Here is a 21,502-nt window from a genome sequence, read left to right as displayed (position 1 = left end):
GCAGCGAGCGGCCCTGGATGGCACCGTGGCGGGCGCCGAGCCCAGCGCTGCAGGCCGTCAGCCCAGCCGCGCCGGCCGCTGGGTTGCCGGCTTGTCCGCCACCGCTTCGTTCGTGCGCAGCGGATTGACCTTGCCGGCACGCTGGGCGACGGCATCGATGGCGATGGCCGGTGCCGCATCGCCCGTGCGCGGCGACGCGCGCCGTTCCTGGTGCGGCGGCGCCGCGTCCATCAGCTCGCGCATGCGCGTTGCCGTGTTGTTCCAGGAAGTGGCGGCGACGATCGTCCGCATGGCCTCGACCATGCGCTGGCGCTCGTCCGGCGTCATCGCCAGCGCGGCATCGCAGGCCGCGACGAATTGCTCCGGCCCGTCGGCGATCTTCACGACGTGGCCATAGGGCTTGACGACGTCGGCGATCGGCGTGCCGACGATGGGCAGCTGGGCCGCCATGTATTCCAGCACCTTGGTCGGGCTGATGAACTTGGTCGCCTCGTTGATGGCGAACGGCATCAGGCACACGTCCCAGCCGGCCAGCAGGTCGGGCAGCGCCTCGTACGGCTGCTGGCCCAGGTAATGGATGTTCGGACGACGCGGCAGGCGCTCCTGGTCGATCTTGACGATCGGACCGGCCAGCACGATCTGCCATTCGGGACGCGCGGCGGCGACGGCATCGACCAGCTCCGGGTCGAAGCGCTCGTCCAGCACACCGTAGAAGCCCAGGCGCGGATGCGGGATCCCTTCCTGCTGCGGATGGCTGCGGCCGCGGTCGAGGGCCTGGCGGAAGTGGTCGACGTCGACGCTGCTCGGGAAGCAGTGCACGCTGGGATGGCGGTGCTTCTTCGCCTCGTAGAGGCTGGGGCCGCCCGCGAACACGAGGTCGGCGATGTTCAGCAATGCGCTCTCGCGCTGGAGCAGCTGCTTCGGCGGATTCTTGAACGAGGCCAGCTCGTCCATGCAGTCGTACACGACCAGGGCCGGCTGCAGCGCCTGCAGCAGCGGCAGCGCCATCGGCGTGTAGAACCAGGCAATCACCTCTTCTCCTGGCGGTGCCAGTTCCGCGATCATTGGCTGCAGCAGGCGCAGCTGTTCATCGTGGAAACCGGGCGCGTGGATCGGCGTGTGCGCGCGGCACACGGTGATGTTTGGTGCGGGTTGGGAACGCTGCATGAACGGAGCCCCGGCATCGTATTCCGGCTCCTCCACGAACAGGACCGGATAATGCTGCGCCAGGCGCGACAGCAGGTGCTGCGGCCGCTGGAACACGAAGTCCCAACGCAGGTGACTGAAAACGACGATCGTAGGCATGATGACTCCTTGTTCGCCCGCTGCCGGGCGGTCGGTTGATCGAAAAAACGGCGCTACGGCGGGGCTGCCGCGTCGTGCGGCGCGCCGGGCCTGCCGCCCCGGTGGGCGGCGCATCGGCCGCTCGTTGGCCACTGATTGACCACTGATTGGCCACATGTTGGCCACGTATCGGCCAATCAGTGGCCGCGGCCCGAAGGCGGAGCACGGCGACGCCGCGCAGCCGTGTGTGGCGATGTGGGCGCCGCGCCACCCGGGCCGCTCGGATCCGGGCACGCAGCGCCGCGGCCGGCGCCGTGGCGCCGGCAATGCGTCAGGCCTTGGCCTGTCCTTCGTCTCCTTCTCCTTCCGCCGGTTTGCTTACCAGCGGAACGTTACGGGTGGCGGCGCTGATCACCTCGAAAGGCAGCTTGGGCGTGCGGTCGGCATTGAGCAGGCCATTGGCTTCCTGGAAGGTATCGGCGAACTGGGTATAGCAGAAGCCGCTGAACATGAAGGTCTCGTTGACCACCTTCAGCAGGCTTTGGTACAAGCTGTGGAAACGCTCGGCCGTATCGGCACGCGTATAGCCCCAGGTGCCGTCCTCGGGAACGGCTTTCGGGTCGTAGGCGATGCCGCCGAATTCCGTCAGCACGATGGGCTGGCCGCGGTGCGGGAAGCCGTCCAGCGTCAGGATGCGTCCGCCCGGACGGCGCTGGTCGAACAGCGTGCGCACCGGGTCGCTGACCTCGTAGCGCGCCTTGATCTTTTCCGGGTCGCCGTCGTAGTCGTGGATGCCCAGGATGTCGGTGGCCGACGCTTCCCAGCCGTCGTTGCCGATCACGGGGCGCGTCGCATCGAGCGTGCGCGTCAGGTGGTACAGCGCTTCCACGGCGTTGCGGTGGGCCTGGGTCAGCGTCAGGTTCGGCACGCCCCAGGATTCGTTGAACGGCACCCACACGATGATGCACGGGTGGCTGTAGTCGCGCTCGATCGCTTCCGTCCACTCCTTGACGATGCGCTTGATCGCGTGCGGCGAGAAGCGGTAGGCCGACGGCATCTCTTCCCATACCAGCAGGCCCAGCTTGTCGGCCCAGTACAGGTAGCGCGGATCCTCGATCTTCTGGTGCTTGCGCACGCCGTTGAAGCCCATCAGCTTGGCCAGTTCGACGTCGCGCTTCAGGTGCTCGTCGGACGGCGCCGTCATGAACGATTCGGTCCAGTAGCCCTGGTCCAGCACCAGGCGCAGCGGATACGGGCGGCCGTTGAGCAGCAGGCGGTCGCGGTTGATGTGGAAGGCGCGCAGCGCCGTGTACGACTTGATGTGGTCGACCACCTTGTCGCCGCAGCGCAGGATCACTTCGGCGTCGAGCAGCGTCGGACGCTCCGGGCTCCACAGCAGCGCGTTGCGGGAATCGTCGATGCCCGGGTCGGACAGCGCGATCTTGCGGTTGGCCTCGCCCGCCAGCAGCTTGTAGTGGTCGTCGGCCAGCAGCTGGTCGCCATGCCAGATCTTGACCTCGACGAACATGTTTTCCTGGATGTCGCCGCCGGCGAACACCTCGCAGCCGATCTCGAAGGTCTCGAAGATCGGTGTCCAGCGCAGCGTGCGGATGAAGGAGCGCGACACTTGCTCGACCCACACGGTCTGCCAGATGCCGGTGGTGCGCGGATACCAGATCGAGTGCGGCTCCAGCAGCCAGTCCTGCTTGCCGCGCGGCTTGGCCAGGTCGGCCGGATCGTCCTCGACGAACACGGTCACGGTCTGCTTGCCGTCGGCCTTCAGCGCCGCCGTGATGTCGGCCGAGAACGGCGTATGGCCGCCCTCGTGCTCGGCCACCAGCTGGCCGTTGACCCAGACCCGGGCGAAGTAGTCGACGGCGCCGAAGTGCAGGATCGTGCGCTGCTCGGTCGGCGCCAGCTCGAAGTCGCGTTCGTACCAGCAGAAACGGTGGAAGCCCGTGTCCTGGATGCCGCTCATCTCCGTCTCGGGCGCGTAGGGCACGTTGATCTCGTGGGTCCAGCCGGACACGCCGCCGGGCATGCTGCATTCGAGCGCATCGTCGAAGCGGAAGCGCCATTTGCCGTTCAGGTTGATCCAGTTGTCGCGGACCAGTTGGGGACGGGGATACTCGAACTGACTCATTATTGTTGTTCCTTTCCTTGGGTCGGGACCGGGATCAGCATGCGTCCCTGGCGTCCGGCTTTGTTGTAGGTGGAGAGTGCTGCTTCTGCTGCCTCGCGCGCGCTGCCGGTCCGGCACAGGGCCACGCAGGCCCCGCCGAAGCCGGCGCCCGTCAGGCGCGCGCCGAACACGCCGGGGGCGGCGCGCAAATGCGCCACCAGCTGGTCGAGTTCGGGAATCGATACCTCGTAGTCGTCGCGCAGGCTGTCGTGCGACGCGTTCATCAGGGCGCCGAAGCGCTCGGCGGGGACGCCCTGCGCCGCCTCCAGCACGCGCAGGTCTTCCAGCACCACGTGGCGCGCGCGCCGGCGCAGCAGCTCGGGCAGGCCGTCGAGCGCGGCCGGATCCGTCACGTCGCGCAGCGCCTTCACGCCCAGCTTGCGCGCCGCTTCCTCGCACTCGGCGCGGCGCTCGTTGTACTTGCTGGCCGCGAGCGTGCGCGGCACGCCGGAATCGACGACGATCAGTTCGGCGCCCTCGGGCAGCGCCACCAGCCGGTGCTCCAGCGTGCGCGCGTCGACGAACAGCATGCTGCGTTCGTCGCACAGGCTCGAGGCCATCTGGTCCATGATCCCGCAATTCACGCGCGCATAGTCGATCTCGGCGCGCTGGGCGATCCGGGCCAGCTCGACGTCATCGAGCCCGATGCCGAGCAGCTCGCGCAGCGCACGCAGCATCGCCACCTCGAGCGCCGCCGAGGACGACAGGCCGGAACCGACCGGCAGGTCCGTCGTGACGAACACGCGCAGCGGCGGCACGGCCACGCCGCGCGCCTCCATCAGGCGGATGCAGCCTTCGATATAGCTGCCGAAGCCCTGCGGCGCGCTGCCGCCCCTGGCCGCGAACGTGACGTTGCCGTCGAGGGTGTCGGAATACAGGTGGTGCTGGTCGTCGCTGCTGCGCGCCAGCGCCACCGTGGTCGCCTGCGGCGTGGCCACCGGCAGCATGAAGCCGTCGTTGTAGTCGGTGTGCTCGCCCAGCAGGTTCACGCGGCCGGGCGCCGTGGCGGATACCTCGGGCGCGCCACCGAAGAAGATCTCGGGTGTCGTCATGGTGCGGCCTCCAGCCAGAGCGGCCGCACGCGGCCGCCGATAGTCGTCGACGGCCATGCAGGATCGGCCGTCAGGTTGTCCAGCCCGCCGGCGCCGAGCAGGAAGGTGTCCTGGACGGCGATGCCGGGCAGGCCTGGCGCGAATGCGAACGCCATGCCCGTCTCGATGCCCGTCGCCGTGCTCGGGCTGGCGAGCATCTCGTACGGCAGATAGCCGGTGATGCCGCCCTGGTGCGAGGCCTGGAGCGCATCCGTCCGGTCGGCATGGCGGTAGGCCGCGTCGAGCGCGTGGATCACGGCCGCCAGCGACTGGCCCGGGCGCACGGCGTCCAGGCCAGTCGCCTCGACCTGCAGCAGCGCCTGGTGCTCCAGCCGCAGGTCGTCGGGCAGCGGGCCGAAGCTCACGCAGCGCACGAGGTTCGCATGCAGGCCGTGGCGGCGCGCGCTCACCGCCAGCAGCGCGCGGCTGCCGAGCAGCTCCGCCGTCGGCGCCGGACGGCGCTGCAGCGGCATGCGCCGCGCGCCGGCCGCCAGCACCATCGCCGGCTGGATCCCCCGCTGCATCAGCGCCTGGGCGGCGGCGGCGCCCAGCGCGTATTCGGTCCAGCCGGGCCGCGCGGCGCGCAGCGCGTCGCCGACCGCGGCGGCCGCATCCCGGCCCAGCTGGCGCAGGCGCTCCTGCTCGTCCGCGCTCAAGGCCGTGCGGCGCAGGCGCAGCGAATGCGGCAATGCGTCCTCGGCGCGCTGCGGACGGTCCGACAGCACGATGCCGCCGCCGGCCGCGCCCAGCACGTAGCGGTCGTGCAGCTCGGGCTCGGCCCAGGGCGCGATGTGGAAGGTGAAGCCGTCCGGCAGTCCCGCGCCGCGCAGGCGCTCGGCCTCGACGGCGTCGGCCAGCACGCAGGCTTCGTCGGCCGTGACCAGCAGCTCGGCGCCGTCCGGACCGTCGGCCAGCAGCGGTGACGCCTCGGCGCCGCCCGTGGCCCAGGCGAACCAGTCGGCGCCGCGCAGGCGGATCGCGCCCGCGTGGCTGCCGTCCACGCCCTCGGCCAGCGCCTCGCGCAGCAGGCGCAGCTTGGCGGCCACCTCGGCGGCGCGGCCGGCATCGATCGCCTCATTGGTCAACTGAGGATTCATGCGGCCTCCCGGGAGTCTTCGATGTGGATCTCGACCTGCTGCAACTCGTAGGCAGTGGTCTCGGGCAGCACGTCCATCGCGAACATGCCGGCCGCCAGCTCGGTACCGGCCAGGTACTTCAGGCGGTCGCGCGTGCGGTACGGCGGATAGAACTGGGCGTGCAGCTGCGTTTCCGGATGGTCGGCGCCGTCGAGCGGCGCCTGGTACCACGCCATCAGGTAGGGAAACGGCCGCTCCCACAGCGTGTCGAACTTGAGCAGCACGGTCTTGAGCGCGCGCGCCAGGCTGCGGCGCTGGGCCGGGGTCAGGGCCGCGAAGTCCTGGCACGGCTCGGTCGGCATCACCCACACTTCGTAGGGATAGCGCGCACAGGCGGGGACGAAGGCGATCGCCTCCTCGTCGCGGTACAGCACGCGCTTGCCGTCGGCGGCCTCGTCGCGCGCCATGTCGCACAGGAGGCTGGACGCATGCTGCAGGTAGTACTCGCGCTCCTGCGCCAGCTGGCGCGCCGGCACGGGCGGCACGAACGGATAGGCGTAGATCTGGCCGTGCGGATGGTGCAGCGTGACGCCGACCTCGGCGCCGCGGTTCTCGAACGGCAGCACGTACTGGATGTGGTGCTGGCCCTTCAGGCGTTCGGTACGGTCAGCCCACACCTGCAGCAGCAGTTCGATGCGCGACAGCGGCAGGCGCCCCAGCGCGGCCTGCGGGTCTTGCGTGAACACGACGACCTCGCACTTGCCGTTGGCCGGCGCGCTCGGCACCGTCAGCGCGGGCGCATCGTGCGAATCGAGCGCCAGCGAGGGAAAGCGGTTCTCGAACACGGCGATCTCGTAGTCGCCGGCCGGCATCTCGGTGGGGTGCGCCGGGTCGCTCGTCGGCGCCAGCGGGTTGTATTGGGGCGGCGGCTGGTAGGTGCGGTTCTGGCGGTAGGCGGCATAGGTGACCCACTCGCCGCGCAGCGGATGCCAGCGCAAGTGCGGGTTGGCGTGCTGCGGCTCGGCGAACGGGCTGGGCGCGGCCAGGCCGGCCGGGATCGGCTGGTTGCTGTACAGGGTAAGTTGGCGTCCGTCGGGTTTGATCAAGTCTTCGCTGTGCATGGCTTTTTATGTCAGGCAATACGGTTGCGCAGTGCAAATTCCACCTGCGGCCGTGGTCAGGAATCGATCCTATCATGGCGTTTACGCCACATTTTCTGCGTGTCAGCACTTGTCTTTCCAGCAATCAATGACACGTCAGGGGCTGCTATAAGGACAGCGTGCCCTGCCCGCCTTCTCTCCTAGGGAAGGGGCAGGAACGGGCACGATTTTCCCTATGAAACGGCACTTACCGTAGGAGCGAACTTACAAATCGATTGGAAGGATTTACCGGTAGTGGCAAGGCCTCCGCCTACACGGCGGGAAGGCGGCGGCAAGCGTGGCGCAGTGCAGCAAACGGCCACGGCCGCTGCAGGACTGAACGGGAGGAAACACGGCAGGCGTCAGAAATTCATGAAGCGGGCGTCGGGCGCGAAGCCCGCGGCCAGCAAGGCAGCGGCGCCGCGGATGCCCGCCACCTCGGGCAGCAGCGCATCGGCCGCCACGCCATGCACGGCGAGCGCCTGCGGGCAGGCATACACGCGCGCACCCGCATCGACGGCGTCGCGCAGGCGGTCGAGCAGCGCCTGGCCCGCGGCGCCGCGGGCCAGCCAGGCGACGCTGGCGCCGACGCAATGCAGTTCGACGTCGGCGTCGAGCGCGGCGGCGGTGGCGGCGTAGCGCAGCGGCACCTCGGCCTGCGCTTCCGCGACATCGTTGACGACGACGATCAGGCGTGCCATGTAAGCCTCACGGTGCGGACCTCACAGTGGGACCTCAAAGCGCGATGCCATGCCGTTCGCGCAGGATGCGCGCGGCGCCGGCCAAGGCGGCCAGCTTCGCTTCCGCCGTGGCGGCGGAGTTCAGCGGATTGTCGGCGAAGGTGGCGAAGCCGCAGTCCGGCGTGAGCAGCACGCGCTGGGCGCCGAACAGCTGCACGGCGTGTTCCGCGTGGTGCAGCACGTGCTCCACGCTTTCGACGTGCGTATGCTTCTGGTTGCAGGCGCCGACGCCGATGCGCATGTCGTCCGGCAGCGACTTCAATACTTCCATCTCGCCGGCGCGCGGCGTGGCCAGTTCCAGGAACAGCGTGCCCACCTGCAGGCGGCCCAGCGTGTCCACCAGCGGGCGATAGTCGCCGGCCAGCGCCTTCGTCTCGTCGGGCGTCCAGTTACCGCGGCACATGTGCAGCGCCAGGCGCTCGCGCGGGAAACCGGCGACGACGGCATTCACGAGGTCGCGCGCGAACGCCAGTTCGACACCCGGATCGCCCTTCTCCGACAACGCGCCGCACATGAAGCTGCGCTGCGTGGCCGGGCCGCTGAACACGACTTCCGACAACACCGGCTCGTCCAGCTGCACGAGCGCCGTGCCGGCTGCCAGCAGGCAGGCGATTTCCTCGCGCAGCACGCGCACGATGTCGTTCGCCAGGTCTTCGCGGTTCGCGTAGGCGCGGTCGGAAATGCACTCCATCCACATGGTGCGCGTGAGCAGGTAGGGGCCGGGCAGCGCCACCTTGACCGGCTGCTGCGTCAGCGATTTCGCGAACTCGACTTCGTGCACGGCGATGCCGCGCGAGCGTCCCAGCGGCCCGAACACGGCGGGGTGGCGCACGTCGCCGGCCGGCACGTCGAGGGCGCGCAGTTCGCGCTCGAATTCCTCGGGGTCGTCGACCAGGGGCAGCAGGTCGGTCAGCGGGATCAGCTGGGTGTTGTCCAGGCGCGAGGCGACGAAGCTGGAATAGCTGTCGCGGCGCTGTTCGCCGTCGGACACCACGTCGGCGCCCGCGCGCAGCTGCGCCGTGATCGCGAGGCGCACGGCATCGTCGGCGGTGGCGTGGAACTCCGCATCCGGCAGGCGCCCTTCCATATGCTCGTGCACGGCCTGCAGCATCCAGCGCGGACGCGGCCAGCTGCCGATGCCCATCACGGACAGCGGCGCGACGGCGGGCGCCGGCGCCACCGGCGGGAACGCCGTCAGCGGCTTCACATCGACAAGCTCGACGCCGCCGCGCGACTGCACCTGCGCCGGTGCCACGGCCGTGCGTTCGGCCAGCCTGCCCTTGGCGACGAGGAAGCTGCGCCGCTTGCCGTCGCGCAGGAAGGACACCAGCTCGTTGCCCGTCATGCGGCACCAGGCCGGCAAGTCCTCGTCCACCGAGATCTCGGTGGAGCGGATCTCGAGCAGGCCGCCGCGCGGCAGCGGGTCGATGTGCTTGCGGATCAACAGCAGCAGGCCGTTGCCGCAATCGAGGTCGCCGCCGTCGAAACCGACGTCCGGCTGGTGGGGATGCTGGAAGCTCATGAAAGTGGTTCCGTGGAGTGGATGGCGCCATCGTACAACGCCTGCAGTTCGGCGTCCCCGAGCAGGGACGCCGGCACATCGACGACGACGCGGCCCGCGCGCAGGCCGATCGCGCGGTCGGCGTAGCGCCGCGCGAAGTCCGGCTGGTGCAGGCTGCAGACGACGGCCACGCCGTCGGCGCGGCAGATGGAGGTCAGAAGATCGAGGATGCCGGCGCCCGTGCCCGGATCGAGGCTGGCCACGGGTTCGTCGGCGATGATCAGGTCCGGCTGCTGCGCCAGCGCGCGCGCGATCGCCACGCGCTGCTGCTGGCCGCCGGACAGCGTGTCGGCGCGCTGGGCCTCGTGGCCGGAAAGGCCCACGCGCGCCAGGCAGCGGCGCGCCAGCGCGATGTCGGCGGGCGCGAAGCGGCGCAGCCAGCCGCGCCATGCGGGCACATGGCCGAGCCGGCCGGCCAGCACATTGTCCAGCGCCGACAGGCGGCCTACGAGGTTGAACTGCTGGAACACCATGGCGATGCGGCGCCGCTCGCGCCCGCGCAGCAGCGCCACGTCCAGGCCGGCGTGCATGACGGTGCCCCCGTCCGGCCGTTCCAGGCCCGCCAGGCAGCGCAGCAGCGTGGTCTTGCCGGCGCCGCTGGGACCCAGCAGCGCCAGCATCTCGCCGCGCCCCAGCGCGAAGCCGACGCCGTCGAGCACCGTGCGGGTGCCGTAGCGGCGCACCAGGCCCTCGGCGATGAACAGATCATGCTTCATGGTTCGAGCTTCATACGAGGCGCTTCCGAATCGAGCCGCTGACGGCATCGAGCACCGTCACGACGACGAGGATCAGCGCGATGATGGTGAACAGGCGCGGGAAATCCAGCAGGTCCATGCTGTTCTTCAGTTCCAGGCCGATGCCGCCGGCGCCGACGACGCCCAGCACCGTCGACGCGCGCACGTTGAACTCCCACCAGTACAGGGCGCCGGACAGCAGCACGGGCAGGATCTCCGGCAGCACGGCGTAGCAGATCGCCGTGAAGCGTCCCGCGCCCGTGCCCAGCACCGCGTGGAACGGGCCGGTCGGCATGTTCTCCACGTGGTCGGCCAGCAGCTTGGCGGCGCTGCCCCAGGTGTGCAGCGCGATGCCGATCACGCCGGCGAACGGCCCCAGGCCGACGGCCGCCACGAACAGCAGCGCGAACACGAAGGAATCGATGCCGCGCAGGGCGTTCAGCAGCCAGCGCGCGGGGCGGTAAAGGCGCGGCAGCGGCGTGACGTTGCGGCTCGCCAGCACGGCCATCGGCAGCGCCAGCAGCATGGCGGCCGTGGTGCCGATGGCGGCCATGGCCACCGTCTCCATGATGCGCTCGCCGAACAGCGGCAACTCGTCCAGCGCCGGCGGCCAGGCGGAGGCGATCCAGTGGCCCAGCTTGGGCAGGCCGGTGGCCAGCTTGCCCGGGTCGACCTGGGCGACGCGCCAGCAGGCGACGTAGAACACGGCGGCCAGGATCCACGCCAGCCAGCGCAGCGGAGCACGCATCGCGGCGTATCCGTCAGGACTTGCGCTTGATCTTGCCGACCGCGATGCCGGCCTTCTCGATCGATGCGTAGGCGGCGTGGTCGGCCTTGACGAAGCCCGTGTAGTGCGGCGGCAGCAGCGTCTTCGCCTGTTCGACGGTGATCGCCGTGAGGATCTTCTGCACCTGGTCGACGAAGGCCTGTGGCGTGCCCTTGGGGACGGCGATGGCGTCGTTCGGCAGCGGCGCCGACGTCCACAGGATCTTGTTGGCGTTCGGCTTGACCCTGCCCGACTCGATCATCGCATTGCGGTTGCGGTCGAAGTCGGTGGCCATGTCTGCCTGGCCGGCCTGCACGGCCATCTCGTTGGCGGCGTGGGTCGCGCCCTCGCTGTACTTCCAGAACGCCTTCGGATCGATCTTCCAGACTTCCTTCGCATACCAGGTGGGGATCAGCCAGCCCGAGGTCGAGCCGACGTCGGCGAAGGACATCGTCAGGCCCTTCGTATCGTCCGGGAATTTCGCGACGTTCAGGTCCGGCTTGCCGATCACGATGGCGTGGTAGAACGGCTTCTCGTCGTACTTGACGGTCGCCAGCGCCATGCAGCCGGTGCCATTGTTGGCGATGATGTAGCCCCATGGGCCCATCCAGGCCAGGTCGAGCTGGCCGGAACCCATCGCCACGGCCATGCCGGCCCAGTCGGTGGTGGCGAACAGTTCGAAGTCGGCGTTCAGCTCCTTGGCCAGGTGGGCGAAGAACGGCGTGTAGGCCTTCTTCGTGTCCTCGGCGGTCGGCAGCAGCGGGCCGACGCCGAAGCGCAATTTGCGTTTGCCTTGCGCCAGCGCGGGCGCGGCGGCGCCCAGCGCCAGGGTGCCGGCGGCGGCCAGGCCGGCGGCGAGGATGGTCCTGCGGTGCGATGTCATTCCGGTTTCCGTATCAGTGGTGGGGTGGGCGCCCCACGCCCACTGTGCAATATCGATCAGTAGCTGACGCTCGGGCAGCCGTCGCTCATGAACTCGACGAGCTTGGCGCCGCCGACGACGGCCGCGCCGGCCACCAGGTTGTCCTCGTCCAGCTTGCGCTTCTTGAAGCACGGCGAGCACACGTACATCTTGCCGCCCGCGGCCGCGAAGTTGTCCATCAGCTCCTTCAGCGGCGCGAAGCCTTCTTCGTGGATGCTGTCGGCGAAACCCTTCTGCGACAGGCGCACGCCTTCGATCGACAGGAACACGACGGTGTCCTTGTCCGATGCCACGGCGGCATTGGCGACGACGAAGGCGACGGTGGCCTTGTCGGTGTTATCGAGGCTGCTCGTCAGGTTGACCAGGAACTTGCCGGACATGTGGTTCTCCTTGGGTGGTTAGTCTTTGGCGCGGATGAAGAAGGCCGACGCATCGGGATCGTGGCCGACGAGCGCGTGGCCCGTCATGGCGCACCAGGCCGGGATGTCGGCCGGCGCGCCGGGATCGAGGGCGATCACGCGGAAGACCTTGCCCGGATCGGCGCGCACGCGGCGGCGCAGCTCGAGCACGAGATCGCCGCAGGCGAGGTCGCCGGCGTCCCATTCGATGTCATGATGCATGGGGAATGTTTCATAAATGAAATATTGTCGCGCAGTCTACGACAAGATCTGGAACAGGACAAGCTGCAGGAAGGGAGGGATGGCCGGGACGGAGGGATACTGGAAAAATAGCCGTCACCCCTGCGAAGGCGGGGGCCCAATGTCTGCATGCAGGCAGGCTGCACGGCGACATTGGATCTCCGCCTGCGCGGGGATGACGTTGGTTCGGGTGCGTGGCGCGCTTACTTCGCGAGTTCCGCCATCACCGCCGTGTACATCTGCAGGTTCAGCAGCAACTGCTTGACCGTGATGAACTCGTGCTCCGAATGCCCCGTGTAGACGGTGCGCGGCATCGCCGGGCCGAAGCTGACGGCGTGGGGGAACAGGCGCGAATTGGTGCCGCCGCCGATGGCCACCGGCTTCGGATCCTTCACGCCCGTGAAATAGGAAAACACGCCCAGCAGCGTGGGCAGCTGCGGCGCATCGGTCTGGACCCAGGGGTCGCCGATGTCCATGTCGATCTTCGCCAGCTGCACGTGCGCGCCCTGCCACTGGGCCAGCGCGGCATTGATCTCGTTGGACAACTGCTCGCCCGTCTTGCCCTGCGGCCGGCGGATGTTGATCGACAGCGCGAGGGCGCCGGGCTGTTCGCGGATCACGGTCGGCGCGAACGTCATCGGTCCCATGAAGGCGTCGCGGTAGGCGATGCTGCCGAACTTGTCGCCGTAGAAGCCGGTGCCCACCATCTCGTTGAGGAAGTTCACCAGCGCGCCGGCGCCCGCATCGGGCCACGGCCGCACGGCCAGCGCGTCGGCCAGCATGGCGATCGCGTTCACGCCATCCTCCGGCTTCGAGGAATGCGCGGACACGCCCTTCGCCGTCACCCGCAGGTCCTGTCCCTGCCAGGCGAACTCGTAGCGCATGCCGGCCTGCTTCGCGCCGCGCTGGCGGATCTGCGCTTCCAGTGCGGGCGTCGCCCCCATCACGAGCGCCTGCGCATCCTCGGGAATCTGGCTCTCGAAGAAGCCGCCCTTGAATGTTCCAATCCATGCACCGATCCCCGGTCCATCGGTCGCGGCCGCCGGCGCCGTCGCCGGCAGCGTCACGGCCACCACGCCATAGCCCTTCTCGGCCGTCACGGCCGGATACTCGGCGTCCAGCGTCACGTTCACCTGCGGCAGCGGGTGTTCCTTGACGAAGCGCTCCAGCGGCGCCCAGTCCGACTCCTCGGCCATGTACACGTACAGCTCGATGCGCTTGGACAGCGGCAGCTGCAGGTCCTTCAGCGACTTCATCGCATACAGCGCGGTGGCGATGGGGCCCTTGTCGTCCTCGGCGCCGCGCGCCAGCAGGCGCCCCGCCTCGCTCGTGCGATCGAGTTCGAACGGCGACTTCTTCCACTTCGACGGGTCGACCGGCTGCACGTCGCCGTGCGCGATGAGGCCCACGCGCTGCTCTCCCTGCCCGAGGCCGACGATGGCCACGCAGCCATGGTCGGCGAAGTCCAGGCCGAGGCGGCGCGCTTCCCCTGCGAGCGCTTTCTTGAAGGCGATGTGGGCCGGGTTCTGCTCGCACGGCACGTCCTTGGCCGCCACCGTATTGAAGCTGACCAGCTTCGCCAGCGTGTCGACCACGTCCGTGCGGTAGGTCGTGACCGCGTGCTTGGCGGCCTTGACGGCGGCGTCGCCCGGCATCTCGACCGGCACGGCGGCGCGGGCCGGGGCCATGGCGGAGGCCAGTGCCCACGCCAGTGTCAGCGCGGCCGGCACGGCGCGCAGGGTCTTCCTGTTCTTCTCGTTCACACCACGTCTCCCCTATGCAAAAAGCACGAGGAGTCTAGCAGGGTTGCCTGGCAGCAGGAAGCTGGGGACGTCAGCGCGTGCGCGCCGGATCGGCTATCGTATGAAGACGTAAACAGCCAGGACAGACCAGCATGACCCAGAAAATCATCCGGCGGGTGCATCCCGCCCTGCGCGACGACATCGGCGACCTGATCACGCAGCGTCCCGTGCCGAGCGCCCACCTCGACCAGATCGATCCCTTCCTCTTCCTGAACCACCACGGCCCGCAGGTGTATCCGCCGCACAACCGCGGCCTGCCCTTCGGCCCCCATCCGCACCGCGGCTTCGAGACCGTCACCTTCATCCTCGACGGCCTGCTGGCGCACCGCGACAGCGCCGGCCACGAAAGCATCATCGGCCCTGGCGGCGTGCAATGGATGACGGCGGGCAGCGGCCTCGTGCACGCCGAAGTATCGCCCCAGGAATTCATGGACAAGGGCGGACCGCTCGAGATCCTGCAGCTATGGGTGAACCTGCCGCCGGCGCTGAAGATGACGGCGCCGCGCTACACGGGCCTGCAGCGCGATGCGATCCCCGTCGTCGAGAGCGATGAGGGCAAGGTGCGCGTCAACCTGATCTCGGGCACGTACCAGGGCGTCACCGGTCCCATCGCATCGCTGACGGGCGTGTTCATGAGCACGGTGGAGATGCAGGACGGCGGCCGCCTCGTGCTGGACAATCTGCTGGAGCGCAACCCGTTCGTGTACGTCGTCAAGGGCGGCATCGACGTCGCGCCGGACACGGTGCATTCGATGCACCTGGCCGAGTTCGAGCCGGAAGGCGATACGCTGGAGATCGTGGCGCGAGGCACCACGGTGCTGCTGCTGGGGCATGCGGAACCGATCCGCGCCCCCGTCGTCGCGCACGGCCCGTTCGTGATGAACACGCGCCAGGAAATCAACCAGGCGATCGTCGACTACCAGGCGGGCAAGTTCGGCGCGCCGCTCTGAACCACATGGCCGGCCCGGGCCCCGCGGCCGGCCGGCGCGTCCCATCAACGGCCGGCCACCTGGCCGACCACGACCTCGTCCGCGAACGGCACCTGGTCGAATGCCACGCTGGTGCCGCTGTGGCGTCCGACGAACTTGTTCGATCCCGTCGCCACCAGTTCCTCGCGCTTGCCATCCAGCTCCATGAACAGCTTGGCGCTCTGGTTCGTCACCTTCATGACGCGGCCGTCGTCCAGGCGGAACAGGCCGTTCATGCCCGCGGCTTCGTCCGGGCTCAGGCGATGGACGGGCGCCTGGCTGCCCTGCACCGTCACCAGGTTCGTCGACAAGGCCGACGGCGTGATCGACGGGTCCGCGCAGGCCGTCAGCGACAGGGTGGCGGCGGCGGCGAATGCCAGGATGTGTTGGATGCGCATGATTGCTCCTATTTACGATACGAAATAAAAGTCGGACCAAGAGCCATTTCCAAAAACATTCAATGACAGCCCTCAATGTCCACCGGTTTTCATTTCGCCGCGTCGTGAATGTGCGGCGAGTGAAGACAGTGTAGGAAGGGCAGCGGCCAGCGTCATCCGGCATGTGCTGGAGCGTCGAAAAAGCGGGACGAAACGTCGAAATCCGGCGCCGAATTGCAGCGAATGCATACAGTTTTTGACAAGATTTCCGGCCTCATCCGGCCCACCTGCGCCACCGCAAACCGGGGTCAGAGCCGGGGTCAGAGCCCGGTTTTTGGCAATGTCCACGAAGACAAATTCGGGGTCAGAGCACATTTCTCCGGTAATTCGGGGTCAGAGCACTTTTCGCGTCAATGGCGCTCGAGCACATGGCCGCGACCGCGCACGGGCGAGCTCCCCCGCCACGGCCCGATTGGATGCTCCGGCGCCATGTCTCGAAAAAGTGCTCTGACCCCGAATGTCGGGAAAAATGCGCTCTGACCCCGAATTACTGACCCCGAATTAAGCCGGCTGCGGAAGCGCGTCAGCCGGCCTCGCGGCGCAGCACCGCGGCGACGGTATCGAGCACCTGGCCGTCGCTCCAGTAGGCCGTGTGCGACCACGGGTTCCAGCTCTTGACGATCCAGTTGAGCATGCCCTGCCCCGCATTGATCGCGCGGTCCTGCACCAGCGCCGCGTAGCCCGGCGACAGGGGCTGCAAGGGCCAGCCGAGGGCGTCGTCCGGATCGTAGATATTGGTCCAGCCGAAGCGCGGCGTGGGGCGGGCGATCGGCTTGATGTCCATCTGCTTGTGCGCGGCCACGAAGATCGGGATGTTGCAGCCGGTGGTGACGAGGGCGGCGCAGCTACCGCCGGCGAGGAAGCGCCGTTCCTCGTCCGTCAGCACGTGCCCCAGCGCCCGCTGGGACCAGGCGCCGATATCCTTCCACACACCCGCCCCGACGCGCCCGCCCGCCAGTGCCTTCTGCGCATCGTAGAGGTAGCTGGACAGCACCTGGCAGCCCAGCGAATGGGCCAGGAACACGATCGAAGCATCGGGCGCGTTGCGGTACACGCCCAGCAACTGACGCGCGATGGCGTCCTGAGCCAGCTCGTACACGGAACCGTCGTCCTCTTTGCGGTTTTCCAGCCCGGCCGCGTCGCCGAAGCCGAACAGCAAAAAACGGCGCAGGTCGTCGTAATGGACCTTGGTGGCCTCGTCGATCCTGGCCCACACCGTTTCCTGGTTCGGCTTGAGGATGTCCTGGTAATAGATCGAGCGGAAATCGATGCGCTCGGCCACGTCGGCCAGGCGCTCGCCCAGGCGGCGGATGATCTCGACGGCGTAGTCGCGCGGGGTTTCGCCCATTCCGTGGACGGTCAGCAATGCGGTTTGCGGCATGGAATCTCCAACGGCGGCAAGCAATGAAGGCATTCGGATGGCATACGGGACCATTCTGGCACAAGCCGGCTTGCCAGGATTATTTGCATGAATTAAACTCGATAGATTCCTATCTATTTCAAACCTAATGATGAGCGGACTACCCGAATCCACGATGGACGAGCGCTTCACGGTCGCCGTGCACAATTGCGCGCGCGTGTGGCGCCTGGCCATCGACAAGCGCCTGAAGCACCTGGGCATCGGCCAATCCGGCTGGATGACGATCGCCATGGTGGCCAAGGCTCCCGAAGCGCTGTCGCAACGGGCGCTGGCCGATATGGTCGGCGTCGAAGGCCCGTCGATGGTGTCGATGCTGGACCGCTTGGAACGCGACGGCCTCGTCGAACGCATCCCCTCGCCCACCGACCGCCGCGTCAAGCTGGTGCAGCTGACGGACGCCGGCCGCAACGTGTTCGCCGAGGTGAAGAAGGAAGCCAACGCGTTCCGCGCCCACCTGCTCGAAGGCGTCGCCCCGGATGACATCGCCGTCGCCACGCGCCTGCTGGAGGGCCTGCGCAAGCGCGTCGAGGACACCCTGTGAGCGCAGCGGCGGACGGCATCGCGGTACCGGAGGCGCGGCCGCTGAACCGCACCATGATCACGGTATCGATCATGCTGGCGACCATCATCCAGGCGCTGGACGGCACCATCGCCAACGTGGCCCTGCCGCACATGCAGGGCGCGCTGTCGGCGTCGCAGGACCAGATCACCTGGGTGCTGACCTCGTTCATCGTGGCCGCCGCCATCGCCACGCCGCTGAACGGCTGGCTGGTCGACCGCTTCGGCCTGAAGCACGTGTTCCTCGTCTCCGTGGCCGGCTTCACCATCGCCTCGGCCCTGTGCGGCCTGTCGATGACGCTCACCGAGATTGTCGTCGCGCGCATGCTGCAGGGCGTGTTCGGCGCGGCCCTCGTGCCGCTGTCGCAGTCGGTCCTGCTGGACATCAACCCGCGCGAGAAGCACGGCTCCGCGATGGCCGTGTGGGGCATGGGCGTGATGATCGGTCCGATCCTCGGCCCCACGCTGGGCGGCTGGCTGACCGACAGCGCCAGCTGGCGCTGGGTGTTCTTCATCAACCTGCCGATCGGCGCCGTCGCCTTCTACGGCATCTGGCGCTACATCCACGCCGCCGCGCCGGCGCGCCGCGTGCGCTTCGACATGTTCGGCTTCGTCACGCTGTCGGTCGCCATCGGCGCGCTGCAGATGCTGCTCGACCGCGGCGAGCAGAACGACTGGTTCGGGTCCACCGAGACCTGGGTCGAGCTGGTGCTGATGCTCCTGGCCGCCGCCTACTTCATCGGCCACACGGCCACGCGCCCGGCCGGCCAGTCCTTCATCGACTACCGCCTGCTGCTGAACCCGAACTACGTCACGGGCCTGGTGCTGATCTTCATCGTCGGCATGGTGTTGTTCGCCACGCGCGCGCTGATGCCGACCATGCTGCAAGGCCTGATGGGCTACCCGGCCGCGCTGGCCGGCCTCGTCACGGCGCCCTCGGGCCTGGGCACGATGCTGGCGATGCTCGTGGTCGGAAGACTGACGGGCAATGTCGACTTCCGCCTGCTGCTGGGCATCGGCTTCGCCGTCACCGCGTTCTCGCTGTGGCAGATGACGCGCTACACGCTGGTGCTGTCGCAGTCGGACATCGTCTGGCCCGGCATCGTGCAGGGCATCGGCCTGGGCCTCGTGTTCGTGCCGCTGTCGGCCGCCACCTTCGCGACGCTGTCGCCGCAGATGCGCGCCGAAGGCACGGCGCTGTACAGCCTGATGCGCAACATCGGCTCGTCGATCGGCATCGCCCTCGTGCAGACGCTGCTGGTCAGGAATACCGCGACGGCGCACGCCTCGCTGACCACGCACGTCACCCAGGCCAACCCCGCGCTGCTCGACCCGTCCGGCCCGTACAGCCTGGCCACGCAGGCCGGCGCCGCGATGATCGACGGCGAAGTGGCGCGCCAGGCCGCGATGATCGCCTACGTCGACGACTACTGGCTGATGATGCTGATGACGGCCGCCGTCATCCCCCTGCTGCTGCTGATCCGCCCGCCGAAGGCGTCCGCCGCCCCGGCTCCGGCCGAAGCCGCCCACCTCGACTGACCGAAAGACCCCGATGCGACAACCTCTCTTGCTTCCCATCGCGGCGGCCGCGCTGGCCCTGCGGGCCGGCTGCGTGGCCGTGCCGAAGGACGACGGCCGCGCCGCCGCACCCGACTTCGCGCGGGCCCGCACGGCCCCCGCCATCGTCCTGCCGACCGATGCCTGGCCCGCCGAGCAGTGGTGGCTGGACTACCGCGACCCGCAGCTGAACGCGCTGGTGGCGCGCGCGCTGCAGGCCAATCCGACGCTGGCCACGGCGGCCGCGCGCGTGGCCATGGCCGGCGCCGCCACGCGCGCGGAACGGGCGGCCGAAGGCGCCCGCGTGGACCTGGCGTCGGGCTTCAACCGCCAGCGCTATTCGACCAACGGCTTCTTCCCCGCGCCGATCGGCGGATCCTACTACAACGACGCCTCGGTCCAGCTGCGCGCGTCCTACGACGTCGACTGGTGGGGCCGGCACCGTTCCCTGATCGCCGCCGCCCTGGGCGAGGAGCAGGCCGGCCGCGCCGAGGAGGCGCAGGCGCGCCAGCTGCTGGCGGCCGCAGTCGTGCAGCGCTACCAGCGCCTGCAATTGCTGTGGGCCCGCGCGGACAACGTGCAAGCCCTGGCGCAGGTGCAGCGCGAGCTGGTGGCGGACCGCAAGGCGCGCATCGCCCACGGCCTGGCCAGCGGCGACGCGCTGCGCGAGGCCGAGCTGGAACTGGCGCAGCTGCAGGAACAGGCCGCGCGCCACGACACGGACGCCGGGCGCGAACGCGAGGCGCTGCGCGCGCTGATCGGCGGCGACGCCGAGGCGCTCGCGGACCTGGCGCATTTCCAGCCGACGCCGGGCGCCGACGCCCTGCCACGCACGCTGGGCCTGGAGCTGCTCGCGCGCCGCCCCGACCTGCAGGCCGCGCGCTGGCGCGTGGAGGCGCAGTTGGGCCGCGTGGCCGCCAGCGAAGCCGCCTTCCGCCCCGACATCAACCTGGCCGGCGCCATCGGCCTGGACGCCGTCTCGCTGGGCAAGCTGCTGCGCTGGCCCAGCCGCACGCCGCTGCTGGGCGCCACGCTCGACCTGCCGCTGTTCGACAGCGGCCGCCTGACGGCGCAGCTGGGCCAGGCCCGCGCGGGACGCGACGAGCTGCTGGCCGAGTACAACGAAGCCGTGCTGGCCGCCGTGCGCGACGTCGCGATGGAAGCGGCCACGCTGCAAGGCATCCAGGCCGAGGCGCAGGCCCATGCCGCCACCACCGAGGCGGCCGGGCGCCTGGCCGCGAATGCCCAGGCGCGCCTGGCGCGCGGCCTGGCCGACCGCGGCGCCGTGCTGCAGGCGCGCCAGGCCGTGCTGCGCCAGCGCGACGTCGATTTGCAGCTGCTGGACGCGCGCCTGCAGACGCAGGTCGCCCTGATCAAGGCGCTGGGCGGAGGCTACCATGCCGATGCCGCAGCGCCGACTTCTTCGAACACCGATACCGCCCAACGATGAGCACCGAGACCACCGCCAACCCGAACAAGCGCCGCGCCGTCCTGGCCGGCATCACCGCCGCCTTCCTCGCCGCCGGCGCGGCCTATGGGGCCTACTACCTGCTGGTCGCGTCCAAGCGCGTCGAGACGGACAATGCCTACGTCGGCGGCAACCTGGTGAACGTGTCCTCGCAGGTCACGGGCAGCGTCGTCGAGATCCGCGGCGACGAAACGCAGCTGGTGCAGGCCGGCAGCGAGATCGTCAGGCTCGACCCGGCCGACGCCGAGGTCGCGCTGGCCCAGGCCGAGGCAAGGCTGGGCACCGCCGTGCGCCAGCAGCGCGAACGCTATTCGAACGTGGGCCAGTACGACGCGCTGGTGACGCAGCGCCGCGTGGCGCTTAGGACGGCCCAGGAAGACCTGGCGCGCCGCGCCCCGCTGGCGGCGGATGCCGTGGTGTCGGGCGAGGACGTGGCGCACGCGCGCCGCGCCGTCGACGACGCGAAGGCGGCGCTGGAGGTGGCCGAGAAGCAGCTGGCCGCCGCGCGCGTCTCCGTGGCCGGCGTGGCCCCGGCCGAGCACCCGAACGTGCTCGCCGCGAAGGCCGACTACCTGGCGGCCTGGCTGGCCGCGCGCCGCAACGCCATCGTGGCGCCCGTCAGCGGCTACGTCGCCAAGCGCAGCGTGCAGGTGGGCAGCCGCATCGCCCCGGGTGCGCCGCTGCTGTCGATCGTCCCGCTGGACCAGCTGTGGGTCGACGCCAACTTTAAGGAATCGGAATTGCGCGACATCCGCGTTGGCCAGCCGGCCACCATCGAGGCCGACCTCTATGGCGGCAAGGTGACCTACCACGGCAAGGTGGTGGGCCTGGGCGCCGGCACGGGCAGCGCATTCTCGCTGCTGCCCGCGCAGAACGCCACCGGCAACTGGATCAAGGTGGTGCAGCGCGTGCCCGTGCGCATCTCGCTCGACCCGAAGGAACTGGCGGCGCATCCGCTGCGCGTGGGCCTGTCGGCCGAGGTCGACGTCGACATCAGCCACCGCGAAGGCAGCGCGCTGGGCATGGTCGCCGCGCCTGCTCCTTCCTACGCCACCAGGGTGCTGGACCAGCCGCTGCAGCAGGCGCGGGCAGCGACGGATGCGATCGTAGCGAAGAACATGGCGAATTGACAGAACCGCGTCGTCCCTGCGAAGGCAGG

The 21,502-nt window shown here is 69.2% G+C and carries 20 protein-coding genes; 5 read left to right on the top strand and 15 right to left on the bottom strand.

Features of this window, described 5'->3' with window-relative positions; translation table 11 throughout:
- Nucleotides 1-57 precede the first annotated feature (57 nt).
- From ACI1V7_RS11645 to ACI1V7_RS11585, 13 genes are all read right to left on the bottom strand, one after another.
- Nucleotides 58-1,305, bottom strand: coding sequence for a glycosyltransferase (locus ACI1V7_RS11645; RefSeq protein WP_404531923.1), 1,248 nt, complete (start codon nt 1,303-1,305; stop codon nt 58-60).
- Nucleotides 1,306-1,615: 310 nt separating this feature from the next.
- On the bottom strand, nt 1,616-3,427 hold the full coding sequence (locus ACI1V7_RS11640; RefSeq protein ID WP_404531922.1) for a glycoside hydrolase family 2 protein: 1,812 nt from the start codon (nt 3,425-3,427) through the stop codon (nt 1,616-1,618).
- Nucleotides 3,427-4,518, bottom strand: a complete 1,092-nt coding sequence (gene galK / locus ACI1V7_RS11635) for a galactokinase (RefSeq protein WP_404531921.1) — start codon at nt 4,516-4,518, stop codon at nt 3,427-3,429. Before galK ends, ACI1V7_RS11640 begins: the two co-directional genes overlap by 1 nt.
- Nucleotides 4,515-5,654: a M24 family metallopeptidase gene (locus ACI1V7_RS11630; protein WP_404531920.1), complete on the bottom strand. Its 1,140-nt coding sequence runs from the start codon at nt 5,652-5,654 to the stop codon at nt 4,515-4,517. The genes galK and ACI1V7_RS11630 overlap by 4 nt, the downstream gene beginning before the upstream one ends.
- Entirely contained in the window at nt 5,651-6,754 is a 1,104-nt protein-coding gene (gene galT / locus ACI1V7_RS11625) for a galactose-1-phosphate uridylyltransferase (protein WP_404531919.1), read from the bottom strand. The genes ACI1V7_RS11630 and galT overlap by 4 nt, the downstream gene beginning before the upstream one ends.
- 380 nt (nt 6,755-7,134) lie before the next feature.
- Nucleotides 7,135-7,473 (bottom strand): DsrE family protein, encoded by a 339-nt coding sequence (locus ACI1V7_RS11620; protein ID WP_404531918.1) that lies wholly within the window; start codon nt 7,471-7,473, stop codon nt 7,135-7,137.
- A 34-nt stretch (nt 7,474-7,507) separates the two neighbouring features.
- Nucleotides 7,508-9,034: a 5-methyltetrahydropteroyltriglutamate--homocysteine methyltransferase gene (locus ACI1V7_RS11615; protein ID WP_404531917.1), complete on the bottom strand. Its 1,527-nt coding sequence runs from the start codon at nt 9,032-9,034 to the stop codon at nt 7,508-7,510.
- Nucleotides 9,031-9,789: a phosphonate ABC transporter ATP-binding protein gene (gene phnC / locus ACI1V7_RS11610; RefSeq protein WP_404531916.1), complete on the bottom strand. Its 759-nt coding sequence runs from the start codon at nt 9,787-9,789 to the stop codon at nt 9,031-9,033. Before phnC ends, ACI1V7_RS11615 begins: the two co-directional genes overlap by 4 nt.
- A 10-nt stretch (nt 9,790-9,799) precedes the next feature.
- Nucleotides 9,800-10,555 carry a phosphonate ABC transporter, permease protein PhnE gene (gene phnE, locus ACI1V7_RS11605; RefSeq protein WP_404531915.1) on the bottom strand — a complete coding sequence of 252 codons (756 nt, stop codon included), beginning with the start codon at nt 10,553-10,555 and terminating at the stop codon, nt 9,800-9,802.
- Between the two features lie 13 nt (nt 10,556-10,568).
- Nucleotides 10,569-11,456, bottom strand: a complete 888-nt coding sequence (locus ACI1V7_RS11600) for a phosphate/phosphite/phosphonate ABC transporter substrate-binding protein (RefSeq protein WP_404531914.1) — start codon at nt 11,454-11,456, stop codon at nt 10,569-10,571.
- 56 nt (nt 11,457-11,512) lie between these two features.
- On the bottom strand, nt 11,513-11,875 hold the full coding sequence (locus tag ACI1V7_RS11595; RefSeq protein WP_314541231.1) for a DsrE family protein: 363 nt from the start codon (nt 11,873-11,875) through the stop codon (nt 11,513-11,515).
- A gap of 18 nt (nt 11,876-11,893) precedes the next feature.
- Nucleotides 11,894-12,115 (bottom strand): sulfurtransferase TusA family protein, encoded by a 222-nt coding sequence (locus tag ACI1V7_RS11590; protein WP_290412349.1) that lies wholly within the window; start codon nt 12,113-12,115, stop codon nt 11,894-11,896.
- A gap of 221 nt (nt 12,116-12,336) precedes the next feature.
- On the bottom strand, nt 12,337-13,896 hold the full coding sequence (locus ACI1V7_RS11585; RefSeq protein ID WP_404531913.1) for a dipeptidase: 1,560 nt from the start codon (nt 13,894-13,896) through the stop codon (nt 12,337-12,339).
- A 131-nt stretch (nt 13,897-14,027) separates the two neighbouring features.
- Between ACI1V7_RS11585 and ACI1V7_RS11580 the strand changes: the two genes are divergently transcribed.
- Entirely contained in the window at nt 14,028-14,885 is an 858-nt protein-coding gene (locus ACI1V7_RS11580) for a pirin family protein (protein ID WP_404531912.1), read from the top strand.
- A 44-nt stretch (nt 14,886-14,929) separates the two neighbouring features.
- Here the strand turns inward: ACI1V7_RS11580 and ACI1V7_RS11575 are convergent, their stop codons facing one another.
- Nucleotides 14,930-15,301, bottom strand: coding sequence for a hypothetical protein (locus ACI1V7_RS11575; RefSeq protein WP_404531911.1), 372 nt, complete (start codon nt 15,299-15,301; stop codon nt 14,930-14,932).
- A 562-nt stretch (nt 15,302-15,863) separates the two neighbouring features.
- Complete coding sequence (locus ACI1V7_RS11570; protein ID WP_404531910.1) at nt 15,864-16,721, bottom strand: hypothetical protein; 858 nt, start codon at nt 16,719-16,721, stop codon at nt 15,864-15,866.
- A gap of 154 nt (nt 16,722-16,875) precedes the next feature.
- Here ACI1V7_RS11570 and ACI1V7_RS11565 point away from each other — a divergent pair, with 154 nt between their 5' ends.
- The 4 genes from ACI1V7_RS11565 to ACI1V7_RS11550 are packed head-to-tail and all read left to right on the top strand — an operon-like array spanning nt 16,876 to nt 21,473.
- Nucleotides 16,876-17,301 (top strand): MarR family winged helix-turn-helix transcriptional regulator, encoded by a 426-nt coding sequence (locus ACI1V7_RS11565; RefSeq protein WP_404531909.1) that lies wholly within the window; start codon nt 16,876-16,878, stop codon nt 17,299-17,301.
- A gap of 53 nt (nt 17,302-17,354) precedes the next feature.
- Nucleotides 17,355-18,857 (top strand): MDR family MFS transporter, encoded by a 1,503-nt coding sequence (locus ACI1V7_RS11560; RefSeq protein WP_404532518.1) that lies wholly within the window; start codon nt 17,355-17,357, stop codon nt 18,855-18,857.
- A 13-nt stretch (nt 18,858-18,870) separates the two neighbouring features.
- Complete coding sequence (locus tag ACI1V7_RS11555; protein ID WP_404531908.1) at nt 18,871-20,325, top strand: efflux transporter outer membrane subunit; 1,455 nt, start codon at nt 18,871-18,873, stop codon at nt 20,323-20,325.
- Nucleotides 20,322-21,473: an HlyD family secretion protein gene (locus tag ACI1V7_RS11550; RefSeq protein WP_404531907.1), complete on the top strand. Its 1,152-nt coding sequence runs from the start codon at nt 20,322-20,324 to the stop codon at nt 21,471-21,473. Before ACI1V7_RS11555 ends, ACI1V7_RS11550 begins: the two co-directional genes overlap by 4 nt.
- Nucleotides 21,474-21,502: the final 29 nt, after the last annotated feature.

The sequence above is a fragment of the Massilia paldalensis genome (genome assembly GCF_044901715.1).
GTDB lineage: Bacteria > Pseudomonadota > Gammaproteobacteria > Burkholderiales > Burkholderiaceae_D > Telluria > Telluria paldalensis.
Note: the sequence above shows the minus strand (reverse complement) of the source record. Positions and strands in the feature narration are given on the sequence as shown.